Annotated in this window: 21 protein-coding genes and 2 tRNA genes; 14 read left to right on the top strand and 9 right to left on the bottom strand. The window is 66.6% G+C overall.

The window, feature by feature from the left end; all coding sequences use genetic code 11:
* Positions 1–53 precede the first annotated feature (53 nt).
* The gene (locus ACRC20_RS11075; protein WP_438686436.1) at positions 54–2,363 is read right to left on the bottom strand and encodes a DUF6049 family protein; all 2,310 of its coding nucleotides are present in this window, start codon (positions 2,361–2,363) and stop codon (positions 54–56) included.
* Positions 2,360–2,935, bottom strand: coding sequence for an NUDIX hydrolase (locus ACRC20_RS11070; protein ID WP_438686435.1), 576 nt, complete (start codon positions 2,933–2,935; stop codon positions 2,360–2,362). Before ACRC20_RS11070 ends, ACRC20_RS11075 begins: the two co-directional genes overlap by 4 nt.
* 74 nt (positions 2,936–3,009) lie before the next feature.
* Between ACRC20_RS11070 and ACRC20_RS11065 the strand changes: the two genes are divergently transcribed.
* The 4 genes from ACRC20_RS11065 to ACRC20_RS11050 all read left to right on the top strand — a co-directional run bounded on the left by ACRC20_RS11065 (position 3,010) and on the right by ACRC20_RS11050 (position 5,352).
* Positions 3,010–4,461: a CCA tRNA nucleotidyltransferase gene (locus ACRC20_RS11065; RefSeq protein WP_438686434.1), complete on the top strand. Its 1,452-nt coding sequence runs from the start codon at positions 3,010–3,012 to the stop codon at positions 4,459–4,461.
* 30 nt (positions 4,462–4,491) lie between these two features.
* The gene (locus tag ACRC20_RS11060; protein ID WP_438686433.1) at positions 4,492–5,079 is read left to right on the top strand and encodes a YqgE/AlgH family protein; all 588 of its coding nucleotides are present in this window, start codon (positions 4,492–4,494) and stop codon (positions 5,077–5,079) included.
* 83 nt (positions 5,080–5,162) lie between these two features.
* A tRNA-Glu gene (locus tag ACRC20_RS11055) sits at positions 5,163–5,235 on the top strand.
* A gap of 43 nt (positions 5,236–5,278) precedes the next feature.
* Positions 5,279–5,352: transfer RNA gene (locus ACRC20_RS11050), tRNA-Asp, on the top strand.
* Positions 5,353–5,407: 55 nt separating this feature from the next.
* On the opposite strand, the gene ACRC20_RS11045 is transcribed toward ACRC20_RS11050, so the two are convergent.
* From ACRC20_RS11045 to dnaA, 5 genes are all read right to left on the bottom strand, one after another.
* A complete protein-coding gene (locus tag ACRC20_RS11045) occupies positions 5,408–6,922 on the bottom strand; it encodes an alpha/beta fold hydrolase (protein ID WP_438686432.1) in 1,515 nt (504 codons plus the stop codon).
* Between the two features lie 78 nt (positions 6,923–7,000).
* On the bottom strand, positions 7,001–7,513 hold the full coding sequence (locus ACRC20_RS11040) for a DciA family protein (RefSeq protein WP_438686431.1): 513 nt from the start codon (positions 7,511–7,513) through the stop codon (positions 7,001–7,003).
* A complete protein-coding gene (recF, locus tag ACRC20_RS11035; RefSeq protein WP_438686430.1) occupies positions 7,506–8,714 on the bottom strand; it encodes a DNA replication/repair protein RecF in 1,209 nt (402 codons plus the stop codon). Before recF ends, ACRC20_RS11040 begins: the two co-directional genes overlap by 8 nt.
* Positions 8,715–8,718: 4 nt before the next feature.
* Positions 8,719–9,912: a DNA polymerase III subunit beta gene (gene dnaN / locus ACRC20_RS11030; RefSeq protein WP_438686429.1), complete on the bottom strand. Its 1,194-nt coding sequence runs from the start codon at positions 9,910–9,912 to the stop codon at positions 8,719–8,721.
* A 577-nt stretch (positions 9,913–10,489) separates the two neighbouring features.
* The gene (dnaA, locus tag ACRC20_RS11025) at positions 10,490–11,932 is read right to left on the bottom strand and encodes a chromosomal replication initiator protein DnaA (RefSeq protein ID WP_438686428.1); all 1,443 of its coding nucleotides are present in this window, start codon (positions 11,930–11,932) and stop codon (positions 10,490–10,492) included.
* Positions 11,933–12,609: 677 nt separating this feature from the next.
* On the opposite strand from dnaA, the gene rpmH reads away from it, so the two are divergent.
* The 10 genes from rpmH to ACRC20_RS10975 all read left to right on the top strand — a co-directional run bounded on the left by rpmH (position 12,610) and on the right by ACRC20_RS10975 (position 19,797).
* Positions 12,610–12,753, top strand: a complete 144-nt coding sequence (gene rpmH, locus ACRC20_RS11020; protein ID WP_007472406.1) for a 50S ribosomal protein L34 — start codon at positions 12,610–12,612, stop codon at positions 12,751–12,753.
* Between the two features lie 54 nt (positions 12,754–12,807).
* Positions 12,808–13,224 carry a ribonuclease P protein component gene (gene rnpA / locus ACRC20_RS11015; RefSeq protein WP_438686427.1) on the top strand — a complete coding sequence of 139 codons (417 nt, stop codon included), beginning with the start codon at positions 12,808–12,810 and terminating at the stop codon, positions 13,222–13,224.
* 44 nt (positions 13,225–13,268) lie between these two features.
* The gene (gene yidD, locus ACRC20_RS11010) at positions 13,269–13,523 is read left to right on the top strand and encodes a membrane protein insertion efficiency factor YidD (protein WP_438686426.1); all 255 of its coding nucleotides are present in this window, start codon (positions 13,269–13,271) and stop codon (positions 13,521–13,523) included.
* Positions 13,523–14,485 (top strand): membrane protein insertase YidC, encoded by a 963-nt coding sequence (yidC, locus tag ACRC20_RS11005; protein WP_438686425.1) that lies wholly within the window; start codon positions 13,523–13,525, stop codon positions 14,483–14,485. Before yidD ends, yidC begins: the two co-directional genes overlap by 1 nt.
* A gap of 58 nt (positions 14,486–14,543) precedes the next feature.
* Complete coding sequence (locus ACRC20_RS11000; protein WP_438686424.1) at positions 14,544–15,089, top strand: protein jag; 546 nt, start codon at positions 14,544–14,546, stop codon at positions 15,087–15,089.
* Between the two features lie 105 nt (positions 15,090–15,194).
* Positions 15,195–15,881 carry a 16S rRNA (guanine(527)-N(7))-methyltransferase RsmG gene (gene rsmG, locus ACRC20_RS10995; protein ID WP_438686423.1) on the top strand — a complete coding sequence of 229 codons (687 nt, stop codon included), beginning with the start codon at positions 15,195–15,197 and terminating at the stop codon, positions 15,879–15,881.
* Positions 15,874–16,875 (top strand): ParA family protein, encoded by a 1,002-nt coding sequence (locus ACRC20_RS10990; protein ID WP_438686422.1) that lies wholly within the window; start codon positions 15,874–15,876, stop codon positions 16,873–16,875. Before rsmG ends, ACRC20_RS10990 begins: the two co-directional genes overlap by 8 nt.
* Before the next feature lies 1 nt (position 16,876).
* Positions 16,877–17,845 carry a ParB/RepB/Spo0J family partition protein gene (locus ACRC20_RS10985; protein WP_438686421.1) on the top strand — a complete coding sequence of 323 codons (969 nt, stop codon included), beginning with the start codon at positions 16,877–16,879 and terminating at the stop codon, positions 17,843–17,845.
* Entirely contained in the window at positions 17,846–18,520 is a 675-nt protein-coding gene (locus ACRC20_RS10980; RefSeq protein WP_438686420.1) for a hypothetical protein, read from the top strand. It abuts the gene before it with no gap.
* A 329-nt stretch (positions 18,521–18,849) separates the two neighbouring features.
* Positions 18,850–19,797, top strand: a complete 948-nt coding sequence (locus tag ACRC20_RS10975; RefSeq protein WP_438686419.1) for a hypothetical protein — start codon at positions 18,850–18,852, stop codon at positions 19,795–19,797.
* 306 nt (positions 19,798–20,103) lie between these two features.
* Here the strand turns inward: ACRC20_RS10975 and uraH are convergent, their stop codons facing one another.
* Both uraH and ACRC20_RS10965 read right to left on the bottom strand, forming a co-directional pair.
* A complete protein-coding gene (gene uraH / locus ACRC20_RS10970; RefSeq protein ID WP_438686418.1) occupies positions 20,104–20,424 on the bottom strand; it encodes a hydroxyisourate hydrolase in 321 nt (106 codons plus the stop codon).
* A 4-nt stretch (positions 20,425–20,428) separates the two neighbouring features.
* The gene (locus ACRC20_RS10965) at positions 20,429–20,962 is read right to left on the bottom strand and encodes a 2-oxo-4-hydroxy-4-carboxy-5-ureidoimidazoline decarboxylase (protein WP_438686417.1); all 534 of its coding nucleotides are present in this window, start codon (positions 20,960–20,962) and stop codon (positions 20,429–20,431) included.
* Between the last annotated feature and the right edge of the window lie 383 nt (positions 20,963–21,345).

Raw genomic sequence — 21,345 nt, 5'->3', positions numbered from 1 at the left:
TCTGCGTCATTGTCGGTGTCGTCATCTGTCTCTGGATCGGATTCGTCGGGTGCTCAGTCATCGTCGGGCGGCAATGCCGCGTGCCTGCTCTCGACCAGCGCGCGCTCCTTGAACCCGAGCCCGGCCATCTTGCGGTCGTGCTCGTCCGGCTTCAACCGCTCCCCCGGCCTGCCTTTGCCGGTGATCCGCCGCCACAGCCGCAGCGCCACAAGGGCGAGCAGCAATCCGCCAATCAGAGCGGTGATGACCGCGAGCAGCCTGGTGTACTGGCCGGATTGGACCGAGACGGTCACCGGATTGCCCAGTTGCAGCCCGCCGACCGTTTGCAGCTCGATCTCGACCGGCGAGAGCTTGGGCGCCCGCACCCGCACGGGCAGCGACAGCACCCTGCTGCCATGCGCTGGCACGGCTTCGGGGGCGGCGGCGGACACTTCGACGCCCGAGGGGGCTCGGACCACGAATTGGACGCGCAACGCCACCGGCAGCCCGTTGCGGACCACGACGGGCAGCGAGCCCTGCTCGGTGAACAGCGTGTAGGGCTTGCCGGGGTCGACCAGTCGGACCGATCTCGCCGCAGAGCCCAGCGCCGCCTGGAGCTCGTCCATCCGGTTCTGCGCGCCCGCCGCGCTCGGGCCGCCCGCGAGCGCTCGGAGCACTTGCTCGTCCCACCCTTTCGCGTACCGTTCGGCGGTCATCGGGTCTTCCGGCTGGTTCACCACGCCTTTGACGAGATCCCCGATCATCCCGAGCGCCTGGCTCGCGTCGTCGACGAGGCTGCCCGGCATGGGCCTGACCAACGTTTTCGGCTCGGCGACGACAGCCCGCTGTCCCGAGTCGAGCCCTGTCGTCGTGCCGAACGAGCGCGGTCCCTGGGCGGGGCTCCACGAGATCGGCTTCGCGATCCCCGCCTGCAACGCGATCGAAGCCGCGAACACCAAGGCGTCGAAGTCGGCCTGGCTCGGGCTCCATACCACGGGGGGCACGAGCATCTCCAAGCCGCCCGTCGTGGGCAGTTGGCCCGGGTTCGACGACTGCAAAGCGGGCCACAGCACGGCGGCGACCGCGCTCTGGCGCTGCGCCACCGGATCCTCCGGAGGCAGGCCAGGGCCTGGCTTGTTGCCCAGTTCGCCGAGCAGCGCGCTGATCGCGCTGTCGAAATGCACGGCGACGAGGTCGGTGCCGAGGGCCTTGCGCTCCTGCGGGTGCTCGGAGGAACGCGGGGTCAAAACAGTGTGGACCCCCTTCGCGATCAGCATGTCGACCGCCAGTTTGTTGATCCGCGTGTTCGCGGCGACCACCAGGTCGCGGACAGACGCGACGGAAAGGACGCTGTCCACGTAATCCGCCGCCTGGTCGAACGCGGCTTTCTGCAGCTGCGCGTCGTCGGTCTGGGCGAGCGCCGCCAAGTCCGCGTGCGCGAACGGCAGCGCCGTGACGCATTGCGCGGCGAGGACGGACCGCAGCTTGGCCAGCCAGTCCCGCGCGGCCGCAGAGCCCTTGCCGAGCACGAGCGCGCCGCCTGGACCCGGCACCAGATAGTCGCCGGTCATCGCGCTCACCGTGCGCAGCAGGTCGGGGTCGACGGCGACGCACACGGCCTGGCGGAGCGTCCGGCCCGCCGACTCGGCCGAATGGCTCAGCGTGTCCAGCCCCGAGAGCAGCACCCCCAGCCGCCCGTCGGGCAAGAGCTCGCCCGCCAGCTCGTCGTCGGTCAGCCGCACCAGCCCGTCCCCCTCCACCGAGCCGGGGGCCCATCGGGGGTGGTCGGCGAGCGGAAGCACCATGCCCAACCGCGTCGGATGGTCGATTTTCGCGGGCTGCGCGGGCGCGCCGTTCGCAGCGGGCAGGCCGAGCACCGGGAGCAGGAACCGCAAGTCGTCGAGCCTCGCGCGCACGCCCGAGTCCGGCGTCCCGTTCACATTCACCAACATCGGGTAGATCCCCGGGTTGGCGATCTGCAGCGAGTCCCCCGGCCCGCGCAGCGGGAGGGACAGCCGGAACCGGGCTTTGCCGTGCGCGGGGATCCGCTCCGCGACCGGTTGGAACGGCCCTTGCGTGTCGTAGGTCTCCTCCGGCTCGGCGAGGCTGGTCCCGAGCTGCGTCGAGTCGAGGACCGCCGGGGCGCGTTGCAGGCGCGCCTCGACGTCGGCGACCGGCTTGTCGCTGAAATTCTCGATCTCCCCGGACACGGCCACGGCGTTGTCCGCGCTGGTGGTCACCATGCTGAGGCTGGCCGGGTCGAGGGATATGCGCAGGAAGCTCGGGGCCCTGTCCCTGGTCTGCGGCTCCGCTGCCGCCGGAAGGATCGTCCAGACCAGGCACAGCAGCGCGGTCAGGACGTGGACAAGGCCCCGGAATGTCACGAGGAGGGACTCCCGTCGCTGCTCGCCCGCATCCCTTCGATCAAGTTGTTCGCGATCGCCGCGAGTTTTCGCTCGTCCGCGTACGAGAGGCGGGTGGGCAGTTCGGAGAGCGGCACCCAAGCGACCTCGGTGACCTCGACGTCCTCGTCGGAGAGCTCGCCCGACTGGAAGCGCATGAGGTAGTGGTGCACCGTCTTCAACACCCGTTTCCCCTGCCCGTGCAGCCAATAGTCGATGCTGCCGAGCGAGGCGAGGACGGCGCCGTCGATGCCTGTCTCCTCTTTCACCTCGCGCACCGCGGCCTGCTCGGCGGTCTCGCCGGGCTCGATATGCCCCTTTGGCATCGACCAGCGCATCCGTCCGGCCTTGTCCAGCCTGCCGATGAGCGCCGCGCGGAATTCTTCCGGCGGCCCGTCCAGGCCCGCGACCACCAGGCCGCCCGCCGAGGTCTCCCTGTCATGGCGGCGGGGGCGTTGGCTTCGAGGCTTGTGCTTGCGCCGCCGTCGAGGGCGTCCATCGGGCCGGTCGCCGTGCGGCGACTCCTCCGACCCGGCGCTGTCGGTGCTTGTCATAGTGGACGATGGTAGCCGCCAACACCGCTTTCTACAGCCGATACGCCCGCCTTTATGCTCAAATGGTGGCAACAATGAGCTCAGACGACCTGGATCAAGGCGCCGTGCGCCGTGCGCGGCTGCTCGCCCAGGCGCACACCGCGCTGCGCGTGCAGGACGCGCTCTTCGGTGCGCTCGCCGCCCGGTTCGTCGCGGCAGGGCACCAGTTGTACCTGGTCGGCGGCAGTGTGCGGGACGCTGTGCTCGGCAGGCTTGGCGACGACCTCGACTTCACGACGGACGCGCGGCCGGAGCAGACCCAGAAGCTGCTGCGCGGCTGGGCCGAGGACATGTGGGACACCGGGATCGCCTTCGGGACGGTCGGCGCCCTCAAGGACGGCCACAAGCTGGAGATCACCACCTTCCGCACGGACTCCTACGACCAGCGCTCGCGCAACCCGGTCGTGGACTTCGGCACGAGCCTGGACGTCGACCTGGCCCGGCGGGACTTCCGGATGAACGCGATGGCGGTGTCGTTGACGGCGCAGGGCTGCGGCGAGTTCGTCGACCCCCTCGGCGGGTTGGACGACGTCCTCGCCGGGAGGATCGACACCCCGGACAGCCCCGAGATCTCGTTCGGCGACGACCCGTTGCGGATGCTCCGCGCCGCGCGGTTCGCGGCCCAGCTCGGCTTCACCTGGGCGCCCCGCGTCGTCGTCGCGGTCGAGCAGATGGCCGGGGAGATCGCCCGGATCACGCCCGAGCGCATCGGGGCGGAACTGGAGAAGCTCCTTCTCGGGGAGCATGCCGTCGAGGGGGTGGAGCATCTGGTGGACAGCGGCCTCGCCGAACACGTCTTGCCGGAAGTCCCCCAGCTCCAGCTCGCGATCGACACCGCCCACCAGCATAAAGACGTGTACCGCCACTCCTTGGCGGTGCTCGGCAACGCGATGGCGCTCGAACCAGGCGACCCGGACCCGGTGCTGCGGTGGGCTGCGCTCCTGCACGACATCGGCAAGCCCGCCACCCGGCGTTTCGAGAAGGGCGGAGCGGTCAGCTTCCACCACCACGAGGTCGTCGGCGCGAAGCTCGCCCGCAAACGCCTGCGCGCTTTGACCTTCTCCAAGCACATGGTCGAGGACATCGGCAAGCTCGTGTACCTGCACATGCGGTTCTACGGATACGGCGACCAAGCCTGGACGGACTCCGCCGTGCGCCGGTACGCGGTGGACGCGGGCGAGCTGCTGCCCAAGCTGAACCTGCTCGTGCGCGCGGACTGCACGACCCGCAACCAGCGCCGCTCGCGCCAGCTCGCCTCGGCGTACGACCGGTTCGAGCAGCGCATCGCGAAAATCTCCGAGGCCGAGGACCTCGCGAAGGTCCGCCCGGACCTCGACGGCAACGCGATCATGGAGATTCTGGGCATCGGGCCGGGCCGCGAGGTCGGCGAGGCCTGGAGCTTCTTGAAGGAGCTCCGCCTGGAACAGGGCCCGCTCGACCCCGAGGACGCGGAACGCGCGTTGCTCGACTGGTGGTCGAAGCGCTGAAGGCTTCCCCCGTGGTGTCATGATAAAGGGGTGTCCCTTCCCCTGTCGGCGCAGATCGAGTCGGTCCGCGCCGGATCGTTGCTCCTCGCGTCCACCGAGCTGCGCGGAGACCTCTTCCAGCGCACGGTGGTCTACATCCTCGAGCACGACGACCGGGGGACGTTCGGTCTGGTGGTGAACCGCCCGACCAAGGTCCCGGTGTCGGTCGCCGCGGCCGACTGGGAGGACTTCGTCGCGGGCCCGCCGGTCGTCTTCAACGGCGGGCCGGTGCGCAAGGACGGCCTGCTCTGCCTCGGGCTGCCGCGCGAGGGAGCCGTCGAGGCCGAGAACAGCGGCTTCTCCGTGGTCGCCCCGAGCATCGCCGTGGTCAACCTGGAATCCGACGCGCAACTGACCGCCTCGGCCCTCGAACATGTGCGGATCTTCGCGGGCTACTCGGGCTGGGCGGGCGGCCAGCTCGCGAACGAGATCTCGCGAGGGTCCTGGTATGTCGCGCAAGGCCTGCCGCAGGACGTCTTCGCCAGCCCGGACGTCGACCTCTGGGCCGCCGTGATCCGCAGGCACGGGGCCCGCGCGGGCGTGCTCGCCACGCATCCCATCGACACCGAGGTCAACTAGCCTCCTGCCATAGCCGCAGGTCAAGTATTTGAGTTGGCGTCTGCGGCGAAGATGTCCTACGATAGATCGGCTCCCAACGGCAAGCCCCTTTCGTTCAGTGGCCTAGGACTCCGCCCTTTCACGGCGGCAACGCGGGTTCGAATCCCGTAGGGGGTACAACCATCTGATAAGATGGACAATCTCGCTAGCGAGAACATAAGGCCTTGTGGCGCAGTTGGTTAGCGCGCCGCCCTGTCACGGCGGAGGTCGCGGGTTCGAGTCCCGTCAAGGTCGCAAGTATTTGCGGTTATTCTATCGATTTCTAAACGCCTGGCCCCTGGCCAGGCGTTTATTCGTCCGCGGGGCAGGTCGTGCCGGGGGCGGGGAGCTTTCCCGCAACGAGGTAGTCCTCCACCGCCGTGTTCAGGCAGCCGTCGGCCTTCTCCTGGTTGAGGTATTGCGCGTGGCCGGGGTGCTCGGTGGAGAGCAAGAATCCCGTGCGCAGCGCAGTGGTGAAAGGGCCCGCCAGACGGTGCGCGGTGTTCGGGTCGTGCAAGCCCGACACCACGAGGATCGGGGGCGATCCCGTCGCGTCCATCATGCCGGGAGTCGCGGGGTGGGCAGGCTCCGGCCACCCGGCGCACTCCAGCAGCGCCGGTTGGTTCCAGTTCAGCACGTTCGTCCCGAGCAGCGGGTAGCGTTCGGGCCATGCTTCGGCGAACTCCGCAGCCTTCCCCTCGTCCAGACGGGATCCTGGCGCTTGGTCGTCGCAGCCGATGACATGGCGAGACTCCCCGACGACATCCGGCTCATACCACTGCGCGGGCTGTGGGTCTGTCGTTTGGCCGAGCAGATCGCGCAGGTCTTTCACGAGCTGCGGCCAATGCGAGCGGAGATTCAGCTTGTCGTAGAAAGCAGGGACTCGCAGACCGAGCCGCGCCCCCCGGTCTGCCAGATCGGCCAATCGCGTTCGGGCGTCGACAGGCAGTCCGAGCTCTTTGCGCTGTCCCGCCCAGTCCAGGAACTCCGAGAAACCCTCGTCCCGCGCACGCGCCGTCTCCTCCCAGAACTCGGTCATCGGGCGGGTGTTGTCGATCGGGGAGTCGAGCACGGCCGCGCGTAGCGAACGGGGGTGCAGATGCGCGTAGACCGCGCCGAGGAACGCGCCGTAGGAGTAGCCGAGATACGTGATCCGCTCCGCGCCCAAAGCGACCCGGATGGACTCCATGTCCTGCGCTGCCTCGTACGTGGAGTAATGGCCCAGCCGCGCGCCAAGCTGGCGCGCGCACCTCTCGTTGACCGCCCGCCACACCTTCGCCGCCTCGCCAACGGCGCCTGGCTCCCGTAGATCGGCAGGCAGGTCGATCCGCCGTTGCGCGCCCCGCTCCCAACAGCTGACCTGCCCGGAGCATCCGACGCCACGTTGGTCGAAACCGATGTAGTCGAACCGCTCCGAGACTTGTTCCGGAGCTGCCCACGCCGCAAACCCGGCTTCCCACAGCCCGGAGTCTCCCGGGCCGCCGGGACTGATCAGCAGCGGGCCGAGCGAGTCATGCGCTTTCCGCGAACGCACGCGCACGAGGGTGAGGCCGATCTTCTCCCCCTCCGGGCGGTCGTAGTCCACCGGGACTCGCACCACTGAGAATGCGATCGTGAACCGCCGATGGAAATCCTCTCTGCCTTTTTCCGTCGCGGACCACGCTGAACCAAGCTCCCCGTCGAACGACAAGTTCCCGTCGCAAGCGCCCCATGACACCGGCTGCGGGTGGAAGACCGGTTTCTGCGGCAGAGACTGCCGGTCGCATCCCGACACGCACAACGCAACGACGAGGATGCCGACGCACCACTTCCAAGCAAGCCCCATAAGCGGATAGTACTGGAAAGCCGACGAGTACTCAGAAGTCGCAGACTGCGCCGCCGCGAGCCTCTGGCCGCCAGAGCTCTAGCCGTACGTGTCGCGCGGGCCCCTGCCCCGCACGTGGCGCTCGCCTTTGCGCCAACTCGGGGCTTTCGGGCCGGTGATCTTCAGGCCCCGGACGACATTTTTGCCGACATGGTGGGAAAATTTTTCCAGGAGCTGGCTCTGCATCAACCGCAATTGCGTCGCCCACGCCGTCGACTCCGCCTGCACATGGAGCAATCCCTCGCTCAGCTGCACCGGCGTGGCATGCGAGGCGATCTGCTCGCCGACGATCGTCGGCCACGCCGCGAAAATTTTGCCCTGGGCGAGCTTGGCCGACCAGGTCTCTTTTTTCTGCAACTGCCCGCAGAGGTCCGAGAACGTCTGCGGGTCGCGCACGTCCGGGCCGGGACCGCTCCACCGGAAACGCTCCGGCTTGCGTTCGGGCTTCGGCGCCTTCGAGACCCGGGAGCCGAACTCCGCCTGCTTGCTGAACTCGCCGATAAGCCTGCGGGCGAGCTCTTCGGCGGAACGGCCCGCCTCGTCCTCATCCATCGCCGTCCACCTCCTTTGTCTCTGCCGCTCCCGCGATCCGCGAGGATTTCGTCCCCGACGACTCGCCGAGCCGCACCGGGACGACCTGCGCGATCAACCCTTCGGGCACGGTTGCCGGATCTGCCGCCGTGATCAGGGTCTGCTCCGCCCGACGCACCAATCCTGCCACGACCTCGCGGCGCGGGCCGTCCAATTCCGCGAACACGTCGTCGAGGATCAGCACGGGATCGTGCCCCTCGTCGCGCAGCAGCTCGAACGCCGCCACGCGCAGCGCCAACGCGTACGACCAAGCCTCGCCGTGGCTCACGAACGCCCTCGCCAAGCCTCCCGCGATCCTCAGCTCGAGGTCGTCGCGGTGCGGGCCGACCAGGCACTGCCCCCTTCGCAGCTCTTCTTCCCGCATGCCTGCCAACCGCTCGACGATCGATTCCGCGACTTCCTGCTCCGAGATCCCGGCTGCGGGCTCGTCCCCGGACAGCGGCTCGTCCGACTCTTCCGCGCTTCTGCGGTACCGCAGCTCGACATCGTCCGAATTCGGGTCGATCGCCGCATAGCACCGCCCCACAATCGGGCTCAGGACGCGGACCAGGTCCATCCTCGCCACGGTCAGCGCGGCCGCACGGCTCGCGAACTGCTCGTCCCACGCTTCCAGCGTGGCTCGCGCCTCGTCGCTGCGCGAAGCCCCCGGACGGCCTCCATTCAGCGATTTCAACAATGTCGCCCGTTGCCGCAGCACCCGCTCGAAGTCCGCTTTGACCCCGGCCATCCTCGGCTGGCGGACCACCAACGTCTCGTCGAGGAACCGGCGCCGCTCCCCCGGCTCGCCCCGGACCAAGGCCAAATCCTCGGGCGAGAAGAACACCGTCCGCAAAATGCCCGCCACCTCCCGGGTGGGCCGGTTCACCCCGTTCAGCTGCGCCTTGGTCGCCTTGCCTGGCGTGAGCCGCAGCCCAACCGTCAGCTTTCGCCCCTCGTTGAGGACGTCCGCCGAGATCGCTGCCTCCGGGGCGCCGCGCCGCACCATCGCGGCGATCTGCGCCCCCCGATGGCTGGACAAGCTGGAGAGCACGCCGAGCGCTTCGACCAGATTCGTCTTGCCGTACCCGTTGCGGCCGAGGAACAACGTGCTCCCCTCGCCGAGCCGCACCTGCGCGTGCTCCCAGGAGCGGAAGTCTCGGATCTCGAAAGAAGAGACGCGCACGGCTTCAGCCCTGCAACCGCACCGGCATCAACACGTAGACGTGGTCGACGGCTCCGGCGCTGTAGCCCTCCGAGGTCTCCTCCGGCTCTGCTCCGTCCCCCGAGACCAACGCGACCGCGCGGTTCGCCCCGGTGAAGCCGAACTGCGCATGCTCGGCCCGGAACGTGGACAGCCCATCGAGCAAATACCCCGGGTTGAAGACCACCGAGATCGACTCGCCCCAGTGGCTCGCAGGCAGCTCCTCTTCTGCGAAGCCTGCCTCTTCCCCGCCAGCGGAAAGCCGCAGGACGCCCTCCGAGCCCGTGTTCTCGAAGTCCAGCCGGATCTGCGAGCGCCGCGCGGACACGAGCGAGACCCGTCGCACAGCCTCGACCAGCGGGCCGAGCTCCACCCTCGCCACCGCCGTGTAGCGCTTCGGGATCAGCTGCGACACATCCGGCAGCTGCGCGTCGAGGAGCCGTGTGGTGATCCGGAAAGGACCGGTCTGCACCCCGAGCAGGCTCGGCGAGCCAGCGCTCTGGTCCAAGGCGAACTCGACCGGCGCATCGTCGGAGGGGAGCTGGGTCCGGGCGAACTCGCTGAGAATCGCCGCAGGCACGAGCGTGGTGACCGGCTCCTCGCCGAAGCCCTTGCCGTCCCAGGGCAATGTGCGCACGCTGAGCCGGAACCGGTCGGTCGCCGCGAGCTCGATCTCTTTCCCCGTGAACACCAGCCGCAGCCCGGTGAGCGCGGGCAACGTGTCGTCGCGGCTCGCGGCCACGCCGACCTGGCTGATCGCGGCGAAAAGGTCTTTCGCCGTCGCCGTGCCGATCGGCGCGGGGTGTTCGGCGAGGCTTGGGAACTCCTCCACCGGCATCGAGGGGAGGGTGAATTTCGCCGTGCCGCTGCGCACATGCACTTTCGAGCCCTCCGTGGCGATCTTCACCGAAGGAGAGGGCAGGGCTTTGGCGATGTCCGCGAGCAGCCTGCCCGAGACCAGGACCCGGCCCGGACCGCTGATCTGGGCGGGGAGGTGCGCCTGCGCGGTGAGGTCGTAATCCGTCCCGCCGAGGGAGAGCTCCCCGGTCTCGTCGGCGGACAACAACAGTCCTGCGAGCAACGGCATCGCCGGGCGGGCGGGAAGACGGCGGGTGACCCAGGAGACGGAGTCGGCGAAGAGATCTCGGGGCACTTCGAAAGCGAAATCTTCGTCAGACACTCTGCCGTCCTTCAGTCGTGGTGGTGGAAGTCAGCGAGGCTCGGGTCTGGAACGACACCCCGAAAACCTCAGTGATTGCAGCCTACGACGCCCGTCAAGCCAGGAGTGGTTGTGGTTCTGAGCCGATCGTCCTCCGGGCCCTAACACTGTGGGTTTTTATTCTAGAAATTTCTAGTAGCAGTAATAGGCGCTGTGGAAATTGTGGATAAACCGGGCGTCCGCTGTTCAACTGGTGTTTGCATTTGGGGACAGCGGGCGGGCGCCTCGTCGGGTCTGGGCAGAGCTCTGGGGATCGACAGCCCGCTTGTGGATATTTGCTCAGACGTTGTCCACAGCCCTCGAAGGTTATGCACAGGGTAATCCACAGATGTGGAAGACGCCGATATCTGATGCGTCATGAGGTGTGACAAGACTGTTGTGATTACTGATGACTGGTTTCGCCGCGATACTGAGCGAAGCAATGTGCCGCAAATCACGTCTCTACGCGGCGGCGGCGGCCCTCTGGCCGTGACAGAACGCTGGCTGGAGGACGAGGAATACGAGAGATCGAAGGCGCAGAGGAGGGCTGGCCGACGGGTCAGGAGGTTTTGGCCCGCTGTCGGACCCGTGCGGTGAGCTCGTGCACCTGGTCGTACACCTGCCTGCGCTCGGCGAGCTCCTTGCGGACCTTCTTCTCCGCGTACATCACGGTCGTGTGGTCCCTGCCGAAGGCTTGGCCGATCTTCGGCAGCGAGAGGTCGGTGAGCTCCCGGCACAGATACATGGCGATCTGCCTGGCTTGGGCGAGCGGACGGGTCTTCGCCGGGCCGCAGAGCTCCTCGATCGTCGTGTTGAAGTACTCGGCGGTCGCCCCGAGGATCACCGAGACGCTGATCTCCAACGTCGGGCTGTCCGGGACGAGGTCGCGCAAGACCATCTCGGCGAGGGCCGCCGTGAGTTTCTGATGGTTGAGGGAGGCGAAGGCGGTCACCCGGATGAGTGCGCCTTCGAGCTCTCGGATGTTCCGCTCGATTCGGGAGGCGATGAGCTCGGCGACGTCGTCGGGCACCTCCAAGCCGTCGATGTTGGCCTTCTTGCGCAGAATCGCGATCCGGGTCTCCAGCTCGGGCGGCTGAACGTCGGTGATCAGGCCCCACTCGAAGCGGGTGCGCAGCCGGTCTTCGAGGGCGGCGAGCTTCTTCGGGGGCCGGTCCGAGGTGATGACGATCTGCTTGTTCGAGTTGTGCAAGGTGTTGAAGGTGTGGAAGAACTCTTCCTGGATGCCTTCTTTGCCCGCGATGAACTGGATGTCGTCGACCAGGAGCAAGTCCACGTCGCGGTAGCGCTGCTTGAAGGCCACCCTGCGGTCGTCTCGGAGACTGTTGATGAAGTCGTTCGTGAACTCTTCGGTGGAGACGTATTTCACCCGGAAGCCGGAGAAGAGCCGTTGCGTGTAATGGCCGGCCGCGTGCAGCAGGTGGGTTTTGCCCAGCCCGGAGTCGCCCCAGATGAACAAGGGGTTGTAGGCCCTGGCGGGCGCCTCGGACACGGCGAATGTCGCGGCGTGGGCGAAACGGTTGGAAGCGCCGATCACGAAGGTGTCGAAGGTGTACCTGGCGTTGAGGCTCGTGGTGGTGTCGGTCGCAGGAGTGGCGGGGGCGGCGAGCTTGGGCGCCGACTGGTCCGGCGGGACCAGGCCGTTCGTCTCCGCGACCAATGCGGCGGACTCCACCGGCTCGGAGCCTTCCGGATTTTGACTTGCGATGCGCAGATTCAGTTCGATATCCCTGCCGAGGATGTGGCGGAGCGCGGCGGCGATCGGCGCGCGGAGCCCCCGGTCGAAGGCGTCTGCGGCGAAGCTCGACGGCACGGAGATCAGGGCGAAGCCCTCGCCGAGGCTGACCGGTTTCGCGAGGGGGAGCCAAGCGCGCTGCTGTTTCGTGAGCGGGGGGTACCCGAAGGCGTCGGCCGCAGCCTCGGCGGAGAGTTGGGCGAGCACTTCTTCCCAGATAGCGTCGAAATGAGACGTTTCTGTGGACAACTGGATCCTCTTAAGCTTTGGCCGGTGCTGGGTGTCGAACGGAACTGGGCAGGTCAAAGTCGTGCTCGACGGTTTGCAGGCCCTTGACGAGACAGTTACGCACAGACTTATCCCCAGTTGTGAACACAGCAATATAGCGGTCCGCGGCAGGGCTGGCAAGTCGCTGCCGAATCTCCTGTCGTGGCGCCCGCGCCTCCGGCGGCCGATGTGATGCTAACACCTTTAGCGCCCTTCGTATGTTGTAGGTCACTGTACAAGGAATGCTTTTCGATCTGGCAACGGCGTTGTGGTCGAGGCTCGAAAAAGGTTTCCCGGCACAGTAGCAAGCAATCGCGAAGACCGCCACCCTTCGCTAGAATACCTAGGTCACAACTATTTTTCCGGTGGTCTTGGCTTTTGCGGCGGAGGCGGGCCAGAGGGCAAGGCGCGGAAGATTTCCCATCCGGAGCCAGAGCGGGTATCGTTGTCTCGATGTTCATCGAGGGCTTGCCGGGACTGGTCTGACCAATCGTCGCGGCCGCGGCCAAGTTTCTCCGTGACGCGAGCCCTCGTCGACGACCTAGCGCGGTTTTTGCAGACTCTGCTCTGACGACTCAGCGCAGTCCCGCCGGGGGAGCCCATGACTTGACGAACAGGCCCGGTGTGACCAGGCCCGAAGCGAATGCGAGGAATAAGAGATGGCGAAAGGGAAAAGGACTTTCCAGCCGAACAACCGCCGCCGTGCGAAGGTGAGCGGTTTCCGTGTGCGCATGCGGACCCGTGCGGGTCGCGCCGTGCTCGCCGCGCGCCGCTTGAAGGGCCGGGAGCGCCTTTCCGCCTGACCCCGTCCCTCCAGGCTCGGCCGAGAGGCCGGAGCAAATCGATGAGGTTCTGCGATGTTGCCGCCCCAAAACCGCATGCGCAGCCGGCTTGATTTCACTGAGACGGTGCGTACTGGCCGACGCGCGGGCCGCAGCCATGTCGTGGTCCACCTCCTCGCAGGCGGATGCGGCACAGCCAAGCGACGTGCGGTGGCCGAGCCTGTCTCGCCGATAGTCGGTTTGATTGTCGGGAAACAGGTCGGCGGCTCGGTCGTGCGCAAACGAGTGAGCAGGCGGCTGCGGGCGGCGATGGCGCCGGTCTTGCAGGAGTGCCCGCCGAGCGCCCGTCTGGTCGTCCGGGCTCTGCCCAGCTCGGCCACGGCGGAGGTCTCGGAGTTCGAGAGGCAACTGCGGTCGGCTGTTTTCAAACTTGTCCCCCCAGCCCCGGCGCCGCTGGAGAAGTCGGACCCGCTAGAAAAGGGAAAGCGATAGTGACGACGTCTCTCGGCCGCCGCTTCGAAGCCAGCTGTCGCGCAATGGCAGGCCTGCTTGTCCGAATGATCGGCTGGTACCGGTCGTATATCTCCCCCGCTCGTCCCCCGGCCTGCAGGTTCGCCCCCACCTGCAGCGAATACGCGATAGAGGCGTTGACGGACCGGGGAATTGTCGTAGGCCTCGGCCTCACGGCGTGGCGTCTGCTGCGCTGCGGTCCGTGGAGCGCGGGAGGTTGGGACCCGGTCCCGCCGCGCGCCGTCCACCCGTCACATGTTTATGAAGGAGCGCCTCGCTGATGCTGGACTTCGTCTACTACCCCGTCTCCGGAGTGCTCTGGCTCTGGCACTGGCTCTTCAGCAAAATCCTGGGGCCTGAGTCCGGATTCGGCTGGGCGCTGTCGGTCGTCGCGCTGGTCTGCACCCTGCGAGCCTTGTTGTACGCGCCCGCAATCCGGCAGATCCGATTCATGCGGAAGATGCAAGAGCTGCAGCCGCAGATGAAGGCGATCCAGACCAAGTACGCGAAAGACCGCCAGAGGCAAGCCCTTGAGATGCAGAAACTGCAGCAAGAGCATGGGTTCAACCCGCTTTTGGGCTGTTTGCCGATGTTGCTGCAGATTCCTGTCTTCATCGGCCTCTACCACGTGCTCTCCAGCTTCAACCGCACAGCGGGCGCCTTCTTCTCCGGCGGCGGCAGCATGACCCCGGAGCAGAACCGCAACACCAGCAACTACGTCTTCTCCCCCCACGACGTGCAGAGCTTCCTTGAGTCCAGGTTCTTCGGGGTGCCGCTGTCGAGCTACATCACCGAGCCGGTGGCGAGCTTCAACGCCTTCGTCAAAGCCGGTTCCGCTGTCGAGTTCCAGCGGTGGCAGATCGCCGCGGTGGCGATCCCGTTGATGGTCATCGCCTCGATCGCGACCCACATGAACTCCCGAGCCTCCCTCTCCCGCCAGCCGGTCGAGGTGTCCGAGCAGCCGCAAGCGGCGATGATGCGGATCATGTCGCTGTGGATCTTCCCGCTCGGCGTTCTTATCTTCGGATGGGCGAGCCCGATCGCGCTCCTCCTATACTGGGTGAGCAACAACGCCTGGACCTATGGCCAGCAGCATCTCGTCTTCCGCAAGATCGACCGCGAGGACGAGGAGAAAAAACGGCAGGTCGTCGAGCGGCGGGCCGCAAACGCTCCGAAGCCTGGAGCGAAGCCCCTGCGGAAAAAGTCGGACGACCGAGCGTTGAAGGAAGCCGAGGGCGAGTGATCGCGGCCTTGGCCATCACGCACAGACGCATATTCTTCAAGAAAGGTGGAATGAACATATGACCGATACAGAGCTCGAAATCACCCAGAACGTGCCGGAGACGCCGGAGGAGGAGCCGGACGCGGAAAACCTGCTCGTCGAAGAGGGCGAGATCGCCGGAGACTACCTCGAGCAATTGCTCGACGTGCTCGACTACGACGGGGACCTCGACCTCGACGTGGTCGGCGGACGCGCGGCGGTCAGCTTGGAGGGGGGCAAGGACCTCCAGAAGCTGGTCGGCAAGCAGGGCGAAGTGCTCGACGCGCTGCAGACCCTGACCCGTCTGGCTGTCCAGCAGCAGACGGGCCAGCGCAGCTGGCTCATGCTCGACGTCGCGAAATGGCGCGCGCAGCGGAAAGACGACCTCCACGAAGTGGGCCTCAAGGCGGCGGCAGACGCGGTGAGCAGCGGCCAGCGAGTGGCGCTCACGCCGATGTCGCCCTTCGAGCGCAAGATCGTCCACGACGCGGTGACGACTGTTCCGGGCGCGAAGAGCGAGAGCGAAGGCGAAGAGCCGAACCGCTATGTCGTCGTGCTGCCCGACTCCGCCCCCGCGACGAGCTGATTCCGGGTCGGCAAGGGACCAGGCCCCTATGACATCGTGCCCTGCTCACGGCGCCGCCCGACCGGGACGGTACCGTGAGCAGGTTGGCGTTGAAGCGAGGTGACGATGACGGATCTTCCTTCCGAGGAGACGTTGGCAGCGGTCTTTGGCGATCGCGCGCACTTGGCTGTGGCGTACGCGGAATGGCTCGCGGACACCGGAGTCGCGGCAGGGCTGATCGGCCCGAGGGAGGCGGAGCGGCTCTGGGAGCGGCATATCTTGAACTCCGCCGCTGTCGCCGAATTGATTCCGAACGGCTCGCATGCGGCGGACCTCGGGAGCGGAGCGGGCTTGCCGGGGATCCCGGTCGTGATCGCGCGTCCCGATATCCGGATGACGTTGATCGAGCCGTTGGCGAGACGGGTGGACCCGGTGCAGAAATTTTTGGAGGACGTCGGCCTCGACGTCGGAGTGGTGCGAGCTCGCGCGGAGAGCTCGGAGGCGCGGGAGCTGCTGGCCCCGATCCCGGTGGTGCTCTCGCGCGCGGTGGCCGCATTGGATACACTCGCACGGTGGTCGAATCCACTTCTCCCGGTAGGCGGCCAACTGCTGGCGGTCAAAGGACGGACCGCGCAAGACGAGCTGTCCAGGACCGCTCGGGCATTGCGGAACGAGGGGTTCGGCGAGGGCGAGATCAAAATCTGCGGCATGGGCCAAGGGGGCGGCGGCCCCAGAATCGAGGCGACTGTGGTGGTCTTGCGGAAGCTGTCCGGCCCAGCCGGGGCGGGCGGACGGAGGCGCTCGCGTGACTGAGCCAGAGGTTTCTCCCCCGCTCGCAGGGCTCGCGGGCGGCGTCCCCACTCCGCCGGACGTTTCACGTGAAACATTGGCTGTAGGCGACCCGGCGGGAGGCGCCCCCGGTGAAACATCGTTCGAGGACTGGGCGGACACGCCGTTGGCCGCCGCTTCGAGGCAGGCGGCTTCCTTGCGGCATGCGACAGCGCCGCCCCTCCCCCGCCCGCCCAACGGCTGCCGGGTCATCGCGGTGGCGAACCAGAAGGGCGGGGTCGGCAAGACCACAACGACGGTGAACGTCGCGGCCGCGCTCGCGATGCAGGGCTTGTCCGTGCTGGTGGTCGATCTCGATCCGCAGGGCAATGCGAGCACCGCGCTCGGCGTCGACCATCAAGCAGGGACGCCGTCGAGCTACCAGCTGCTCCTCGGGGAAATGGCGCTCGACCAAGTCGTTGTCCAAAGCAGGAACCATCAGGGGCTCTCCGTGGTGCCCGCGACTATCGATCTGGCCGGAGCGGAGATCGAATTGGTCTCGCTGACTTCCCGCGAGCATCGTCTCGCACAGGAGATCCGAGGCAAGTTCGCGCAATACGACTACGTGTTCGTCGATTGCCCACCTTCGTTGGGACTGCTCACGGTCAACGCGCTGGTGGCAGCGCGGGAAGTGCTCATCCCGATCCAGTGCGAGTACTACGCCCTTGAGGGGTTGGCGCAGTTGCTCGGCAATATCGAGCTCATCCGCTCCGGCTTGAATCCCGAGCTTCTTGTGAGCACGGTCCTGCTCACGATGTACGACAAACGCACGAGGCTCGCGGACGACGTGTCCACCGAAGTCCGGGCCCATTTCGGGGATTCGGTGCTTGAGACGGTGATCCCCCGCAACGTCAAGGTGGCCGAGGCTCCGGGCTACGGGCAGTCGGTGCTCGATTACGACCCGGGGTCGCAAGGCGCCCAGTGCTATTTCGAGGCCGCCAGGGAAATCGCGCTTCGAGCGCATCGCGAGGAGAGGTGACATGGCGAATCAGCGAAAAGGCGGATTGGGCAAGGGACTGGCGGCGCTGATCCCCGCCGGGCCAGGCTCTGGCCCTCGGCTCGGGGACTCTGCCGCGGACGTGTTGATCCCGCCAGGGCGTGGCGCAGGTGCTGGCGACGGCAGGCTGGCCTCGTACCAGGAGATCCCGGTCGAGCTGATCGAGCCGAATCCGCAGCAGCCCCGCCATGTGTTCGACGAGGAGGCGCTCAGCGAGCTGACGCATTCGATTCGGGAGTTCGGGCTGCTCCAACCGGTGGTTGTCCGCCCTGTCGTTGGCGGCACCTTCCAGCTTGTGGTCGGTGAGCGCAGGTTGCGTGCGACGAAGGCGGCGGGCCTGGGCAAGATTCCTGCGATCATCAAGCACACCGCCGACGACGTGCTGCTGCGTGACGCGCTTTTGGAGAACATCCACCGGGCGCAGCTGAACCCGCTGGAAGAAGCAGCTGCGTACCAGCAGCTGCTGGAGGATTTCGGCGCGACGCATGAGCAATTGGCGGAGCGGCTCGGCCGGTCCCGTTCCCTCGTCTCCAACACGTTGCGTCTTCTGCGGCTCCCGGTCGGCGTGCAACGCAAGGTTGCGGCGGGTGTGCTGTCGGCAGGCCACGCGAGGGCGTTGCTCGGCTTGGACGGCCACACGGAAGAGCAAGAGGACTTGGCTTCCCGGATCATCGCGGAAGGACTGTCGGTGCGCGCGGCGGAAGAGGCCGTCACGTTGTCGAGCCATAAGACTCGGTCGAAGCCGAAAGGGCGGTCGAAGCCAGCTCAGCCCGCTGAGCTCGAGGAGGTCGCCGACCGGCTCGCGCTCGCGCTGGACACGACGGTCCATGTCGGCTTGACCGCGAAGAAGGGCCGTATTGTGATCGAGTTCGGCTCGGTCTCGGACCTCGAACGTCTCGCGGACCAGATCGCGCCCGTGTCCTCCCCCGGTCGCTCTGCCAGGGAGCGCTGAATGAGCCGAGAGCTGTACGAACAGCAGATCCGGATCGTGCCTCTGACCCTGGAACGTTCGTCCCTTTTGCCGAAGCACGCGCAACAGTGCCTGTTCTGGGAGTTCGATTCGCAGATCGGCAGCCAGATCGGCGGCGGCCCCGACGCGCGCTTCGAGAAGGAGGCGTGGCTCTCCTCGGTGCTTCTGCAGTGGGGCACCTGTGGCCAGCTTGCCATTGCGGGAGAGGACGAGGGAGCGCGCGGTGTGGGCCAGATCTGCTACGCCCCCCCGAGCATGGTCTCGCGCGCGGGGGAGTTTCCGACGGCTCCGGTGAGCCCCGACGCTGTTTTGGTCACGTACGCGGGTGTGGACGACGGGCACGACTTCGAGGACGTGGCGCAGCGGCTCTTGCTCGCGAGCATCGCGGACCTCGCCCGACGCGGCGTGCGAGCCGTCGAAGCGTTTGGCCGGGAAGAGGCGGCGGACGCGGATGGGGCGACCAGGCGATGTGTGAATCAGACCGATTTCTTTAAAAACGCCGGTTTCACCGTTGCCGCAGAGCACCACCATTATCCGCGATTGCGCCTCGAACTTGGCGGGACGGGCTTGCTTTGGCGTGCGAGCGTCGAAGAAGCCCTCGCGAAACTTGTGGAGGATGCCCGCATGAGGCCGCTTTTGGTGGGCTCGCCGAGCTGATCCGAGCGGGACGCTCTGTCACGGGACGTTCCTCCCCTGCTCGCAGGGCTCGTGGCCGGCGCCCCACCCCGCCGGACGTTTCTCCCCCGCCGGACGTTTCACGTGAAACATTGGCTATAGGTCGCCCGGCGGGAGGTGCCCCAGTGAAACATTGGCTAGAGGTCGCCCGGCGGGAGGCGCCCCCAGTGAAACATTTGCTACAGGTGGCCCGGCGGGAGGCGTCCCCAGCGAGACATGGCACCAGGGTTTCGCAGCGGGAGGCGCCTGCTTTGAGATCGGTGGGCTAACCGCTAGGCTGGACAGCAGTTATCGTGAAGTGGAGGACGAGGATGACGTACCCGCCATCTCCCTATGGGGGCTATCCCGGCCAGAACGAACCGGGGCAATTCGGCCAACCGCAACAGCAACCATACGGCCAACCGCAGCAGCCGTATGGCCAGCCACAGCAGTACATAGCGCCGCAGCAGCAGTACTACAACGCGGAGGCGCAGCAGTACTACGGCCCGCAGGGGCAGTGGCCGCCCATGGAGCCTCCGCGCAAGAAGTCGAAACGGTCGTTGGTGATTGTCTTGGCGGTGGTCCTGGTGGTCCTCGTCGCCAGCGGGGTTTCCGCTTGGGCGTTTTGGCCGGAGTCGGGGAGGGGCGTCCAGCAGGGCCCGTCCGGGGCTGCGGGCGGCGGCCAGTCGCGGCCGAAGGCGAGCCTGCACGGGCGGAGCAAGGAAGACCTCCTCAAGGCCTTGCCGGGATTGCAGGATATGCCCACAGGATGGCGGGAGGAGCCGCAAGGCAGCGGCGCGGTCGGCGACATCGCCCCCGAGGAATGCGTGAGGGTGCTGCCGAAAGGCGCGCTGAAGAATCTCATCAACCGGTACTACGCGAACCCGGACGACCACTACAAGTCGGGGATCGAGGCCTATCTTTTCGAATGGACCGCTGAGCCCCAGCTCGACAAGATGAAAGACTACGTCAGCCGGTGCGCGAACTACACCAGGACGGTCAGCGGCGGGGGGAGCGCCCCAGACACGGTGTACAACCTCAGCGTGACCGAGGTGGGCGCGCCGAAGGTTCCCGCCGACGCGACGTTCGCTTATGAAGAAGGGGGCACGCTCACCCCTGTCGAAGACGGGCAGGATCCGGCATTGTCCCCGGACCGCTACTACTTGGCGAGCCTGCGGGGAGTGAACTTGATCGTCTTCTGCCGCAACAGCGCCGTGACGAAGGACAAATGCGAAGAGGTCTTCGTGCGCACCACGACCCAGCTCGCCAACATCGATTGACGTAGGAGCGAGAGCGACGCTCTCATGAGGGTCGGGCACGCGAGGGTCGGGCGCAGGAAGATCGGACACAGGAAGATCGAACACAGGGCCATGACGGCTCGCGGGGGCTCTCTCGGGCGTGTTTCGGGGGTATGCCGATGCCTCGGCGGCCATTTTCGTCGCTCTCCGGCGATTTGAGAGCGTTTTCGCTGGTCAGAGAGGTGGGTTTGGCGCCGCTGGCGAACAGGGCCGACGAATAGGGCTGGCGGACACAATAGTGGCACGACGAAGTGGCGAGACGAGCCCTAAACCATTCGTTCGTATGGGTCAGCTTCCTCGGTAGGTGCTATAGCCGTACGGGGACAGGAGCAGCGGCACATGGTAATGCCGATCGTCTGTCACGCTGAACTCGACGGAGACCTTGGGATAAAACCCGGCCTGGCCCTGGGACCGGAAATATTCGGCGGTGTGGAAGACGGCGGTGTACGTCCCGGGGACGAGGGCTGTGTCCCAGTCCTTGATCCGGCCGTCCTCGTCGGTCGCCGCCTCGGCCACAATGAGGCCCCGCGCGTCGCGAAGCTCGACCCTCACCCCTGACGCGGGGGTTCCTGTCGAGGTGTCGAGGACGTGGGTGGACAGGGTCGGCATTCGCTCAGACCGAAGCAGGGGCCTTGGAGAGCGTGAGGATCTCCTCGTCGACAAGGCGGGTCAACCGCAGACGGTTGATCTTCGCGAGCTCGTCGACCATGATGGCGCGCTCGGCTTCCGGGGTGTGCGTGAGCCGCCCTTTGAGCACGTCCAGCAGTTCCGCAGCAGACCGGCCCTCGGCCGCGACAAGGAAGAGGTAGCCGAACTGGTCCTCGTATTGCTGGTTGAGCTCCGCGAACTCTGCGAACGTCGAGTCGTCGATGGTGTCGGCGAAGCGCGATTGTTCCCTGGCGGAGCGCGGCCCGGCGTTCTTCGCGCCGATTCGGGGATGGTTGATCACAGACTCGTCGAGCTCGATCTCGGAGACGTCTTTGAGGAAGTAGTCGGAGGAGGCCAAGAGGGCGCCGAGGTCCGCGTAGGGGCGATGGTCGGTGATGTCGTTGCGCCACTTCGGCGATTGGCAGACATCCATCAAAATACGGAGCAGGGCTGGTTTGTTCAGCTCGTTGAATCGGGTAAGACCTGCGTCTGCGGTCATCGCATGCTCCTTTGTGCTTTGAGTGGCTTCAGCCGTCACTCGCTCTTTCTCCCAATAGTTTCTCATCTCTGCCCGCAGAAGTTAACTCGGAGTAGCTAGAGCGGAGCAGATCAAATCAGACCGTGACATTCGGGTTGACAAAGGTCAGGGCGTTGTACAATTCTCTGGGCAAAGGTTGGGAGCTTGGTTTTCGGCGGGGCGGAGCGGCGCGCTAGACGGCGGCGGCGGCGTCGAGCTGTTGGTGCTTTGGTTGTTGTTGGGGGATGGTGATGGTGAGGCGGGCGCCGCCTTGGGGGCTGGTGGTGAGTTTGGCGTGGCCGTGGTGGATGGCTGCTTGTTGGGCGATGAGGGCCATGCCGAGGCCTGAGCCGGGTCCTTTGGCG

The sequence above is a fragment of the Segniliparus sp. genome (genome assembly GCF_051660745.1).
Lineage (GTDB): Bacteria > Actinomycetota > Actinomycetes > Mycobacteriales > Mycobacteriaceae > Segniliparus.
Note: the sequence above shows the minus strand (reverse complement) of the source record. Positions and strands in the feature narration are given on the sequence as shown.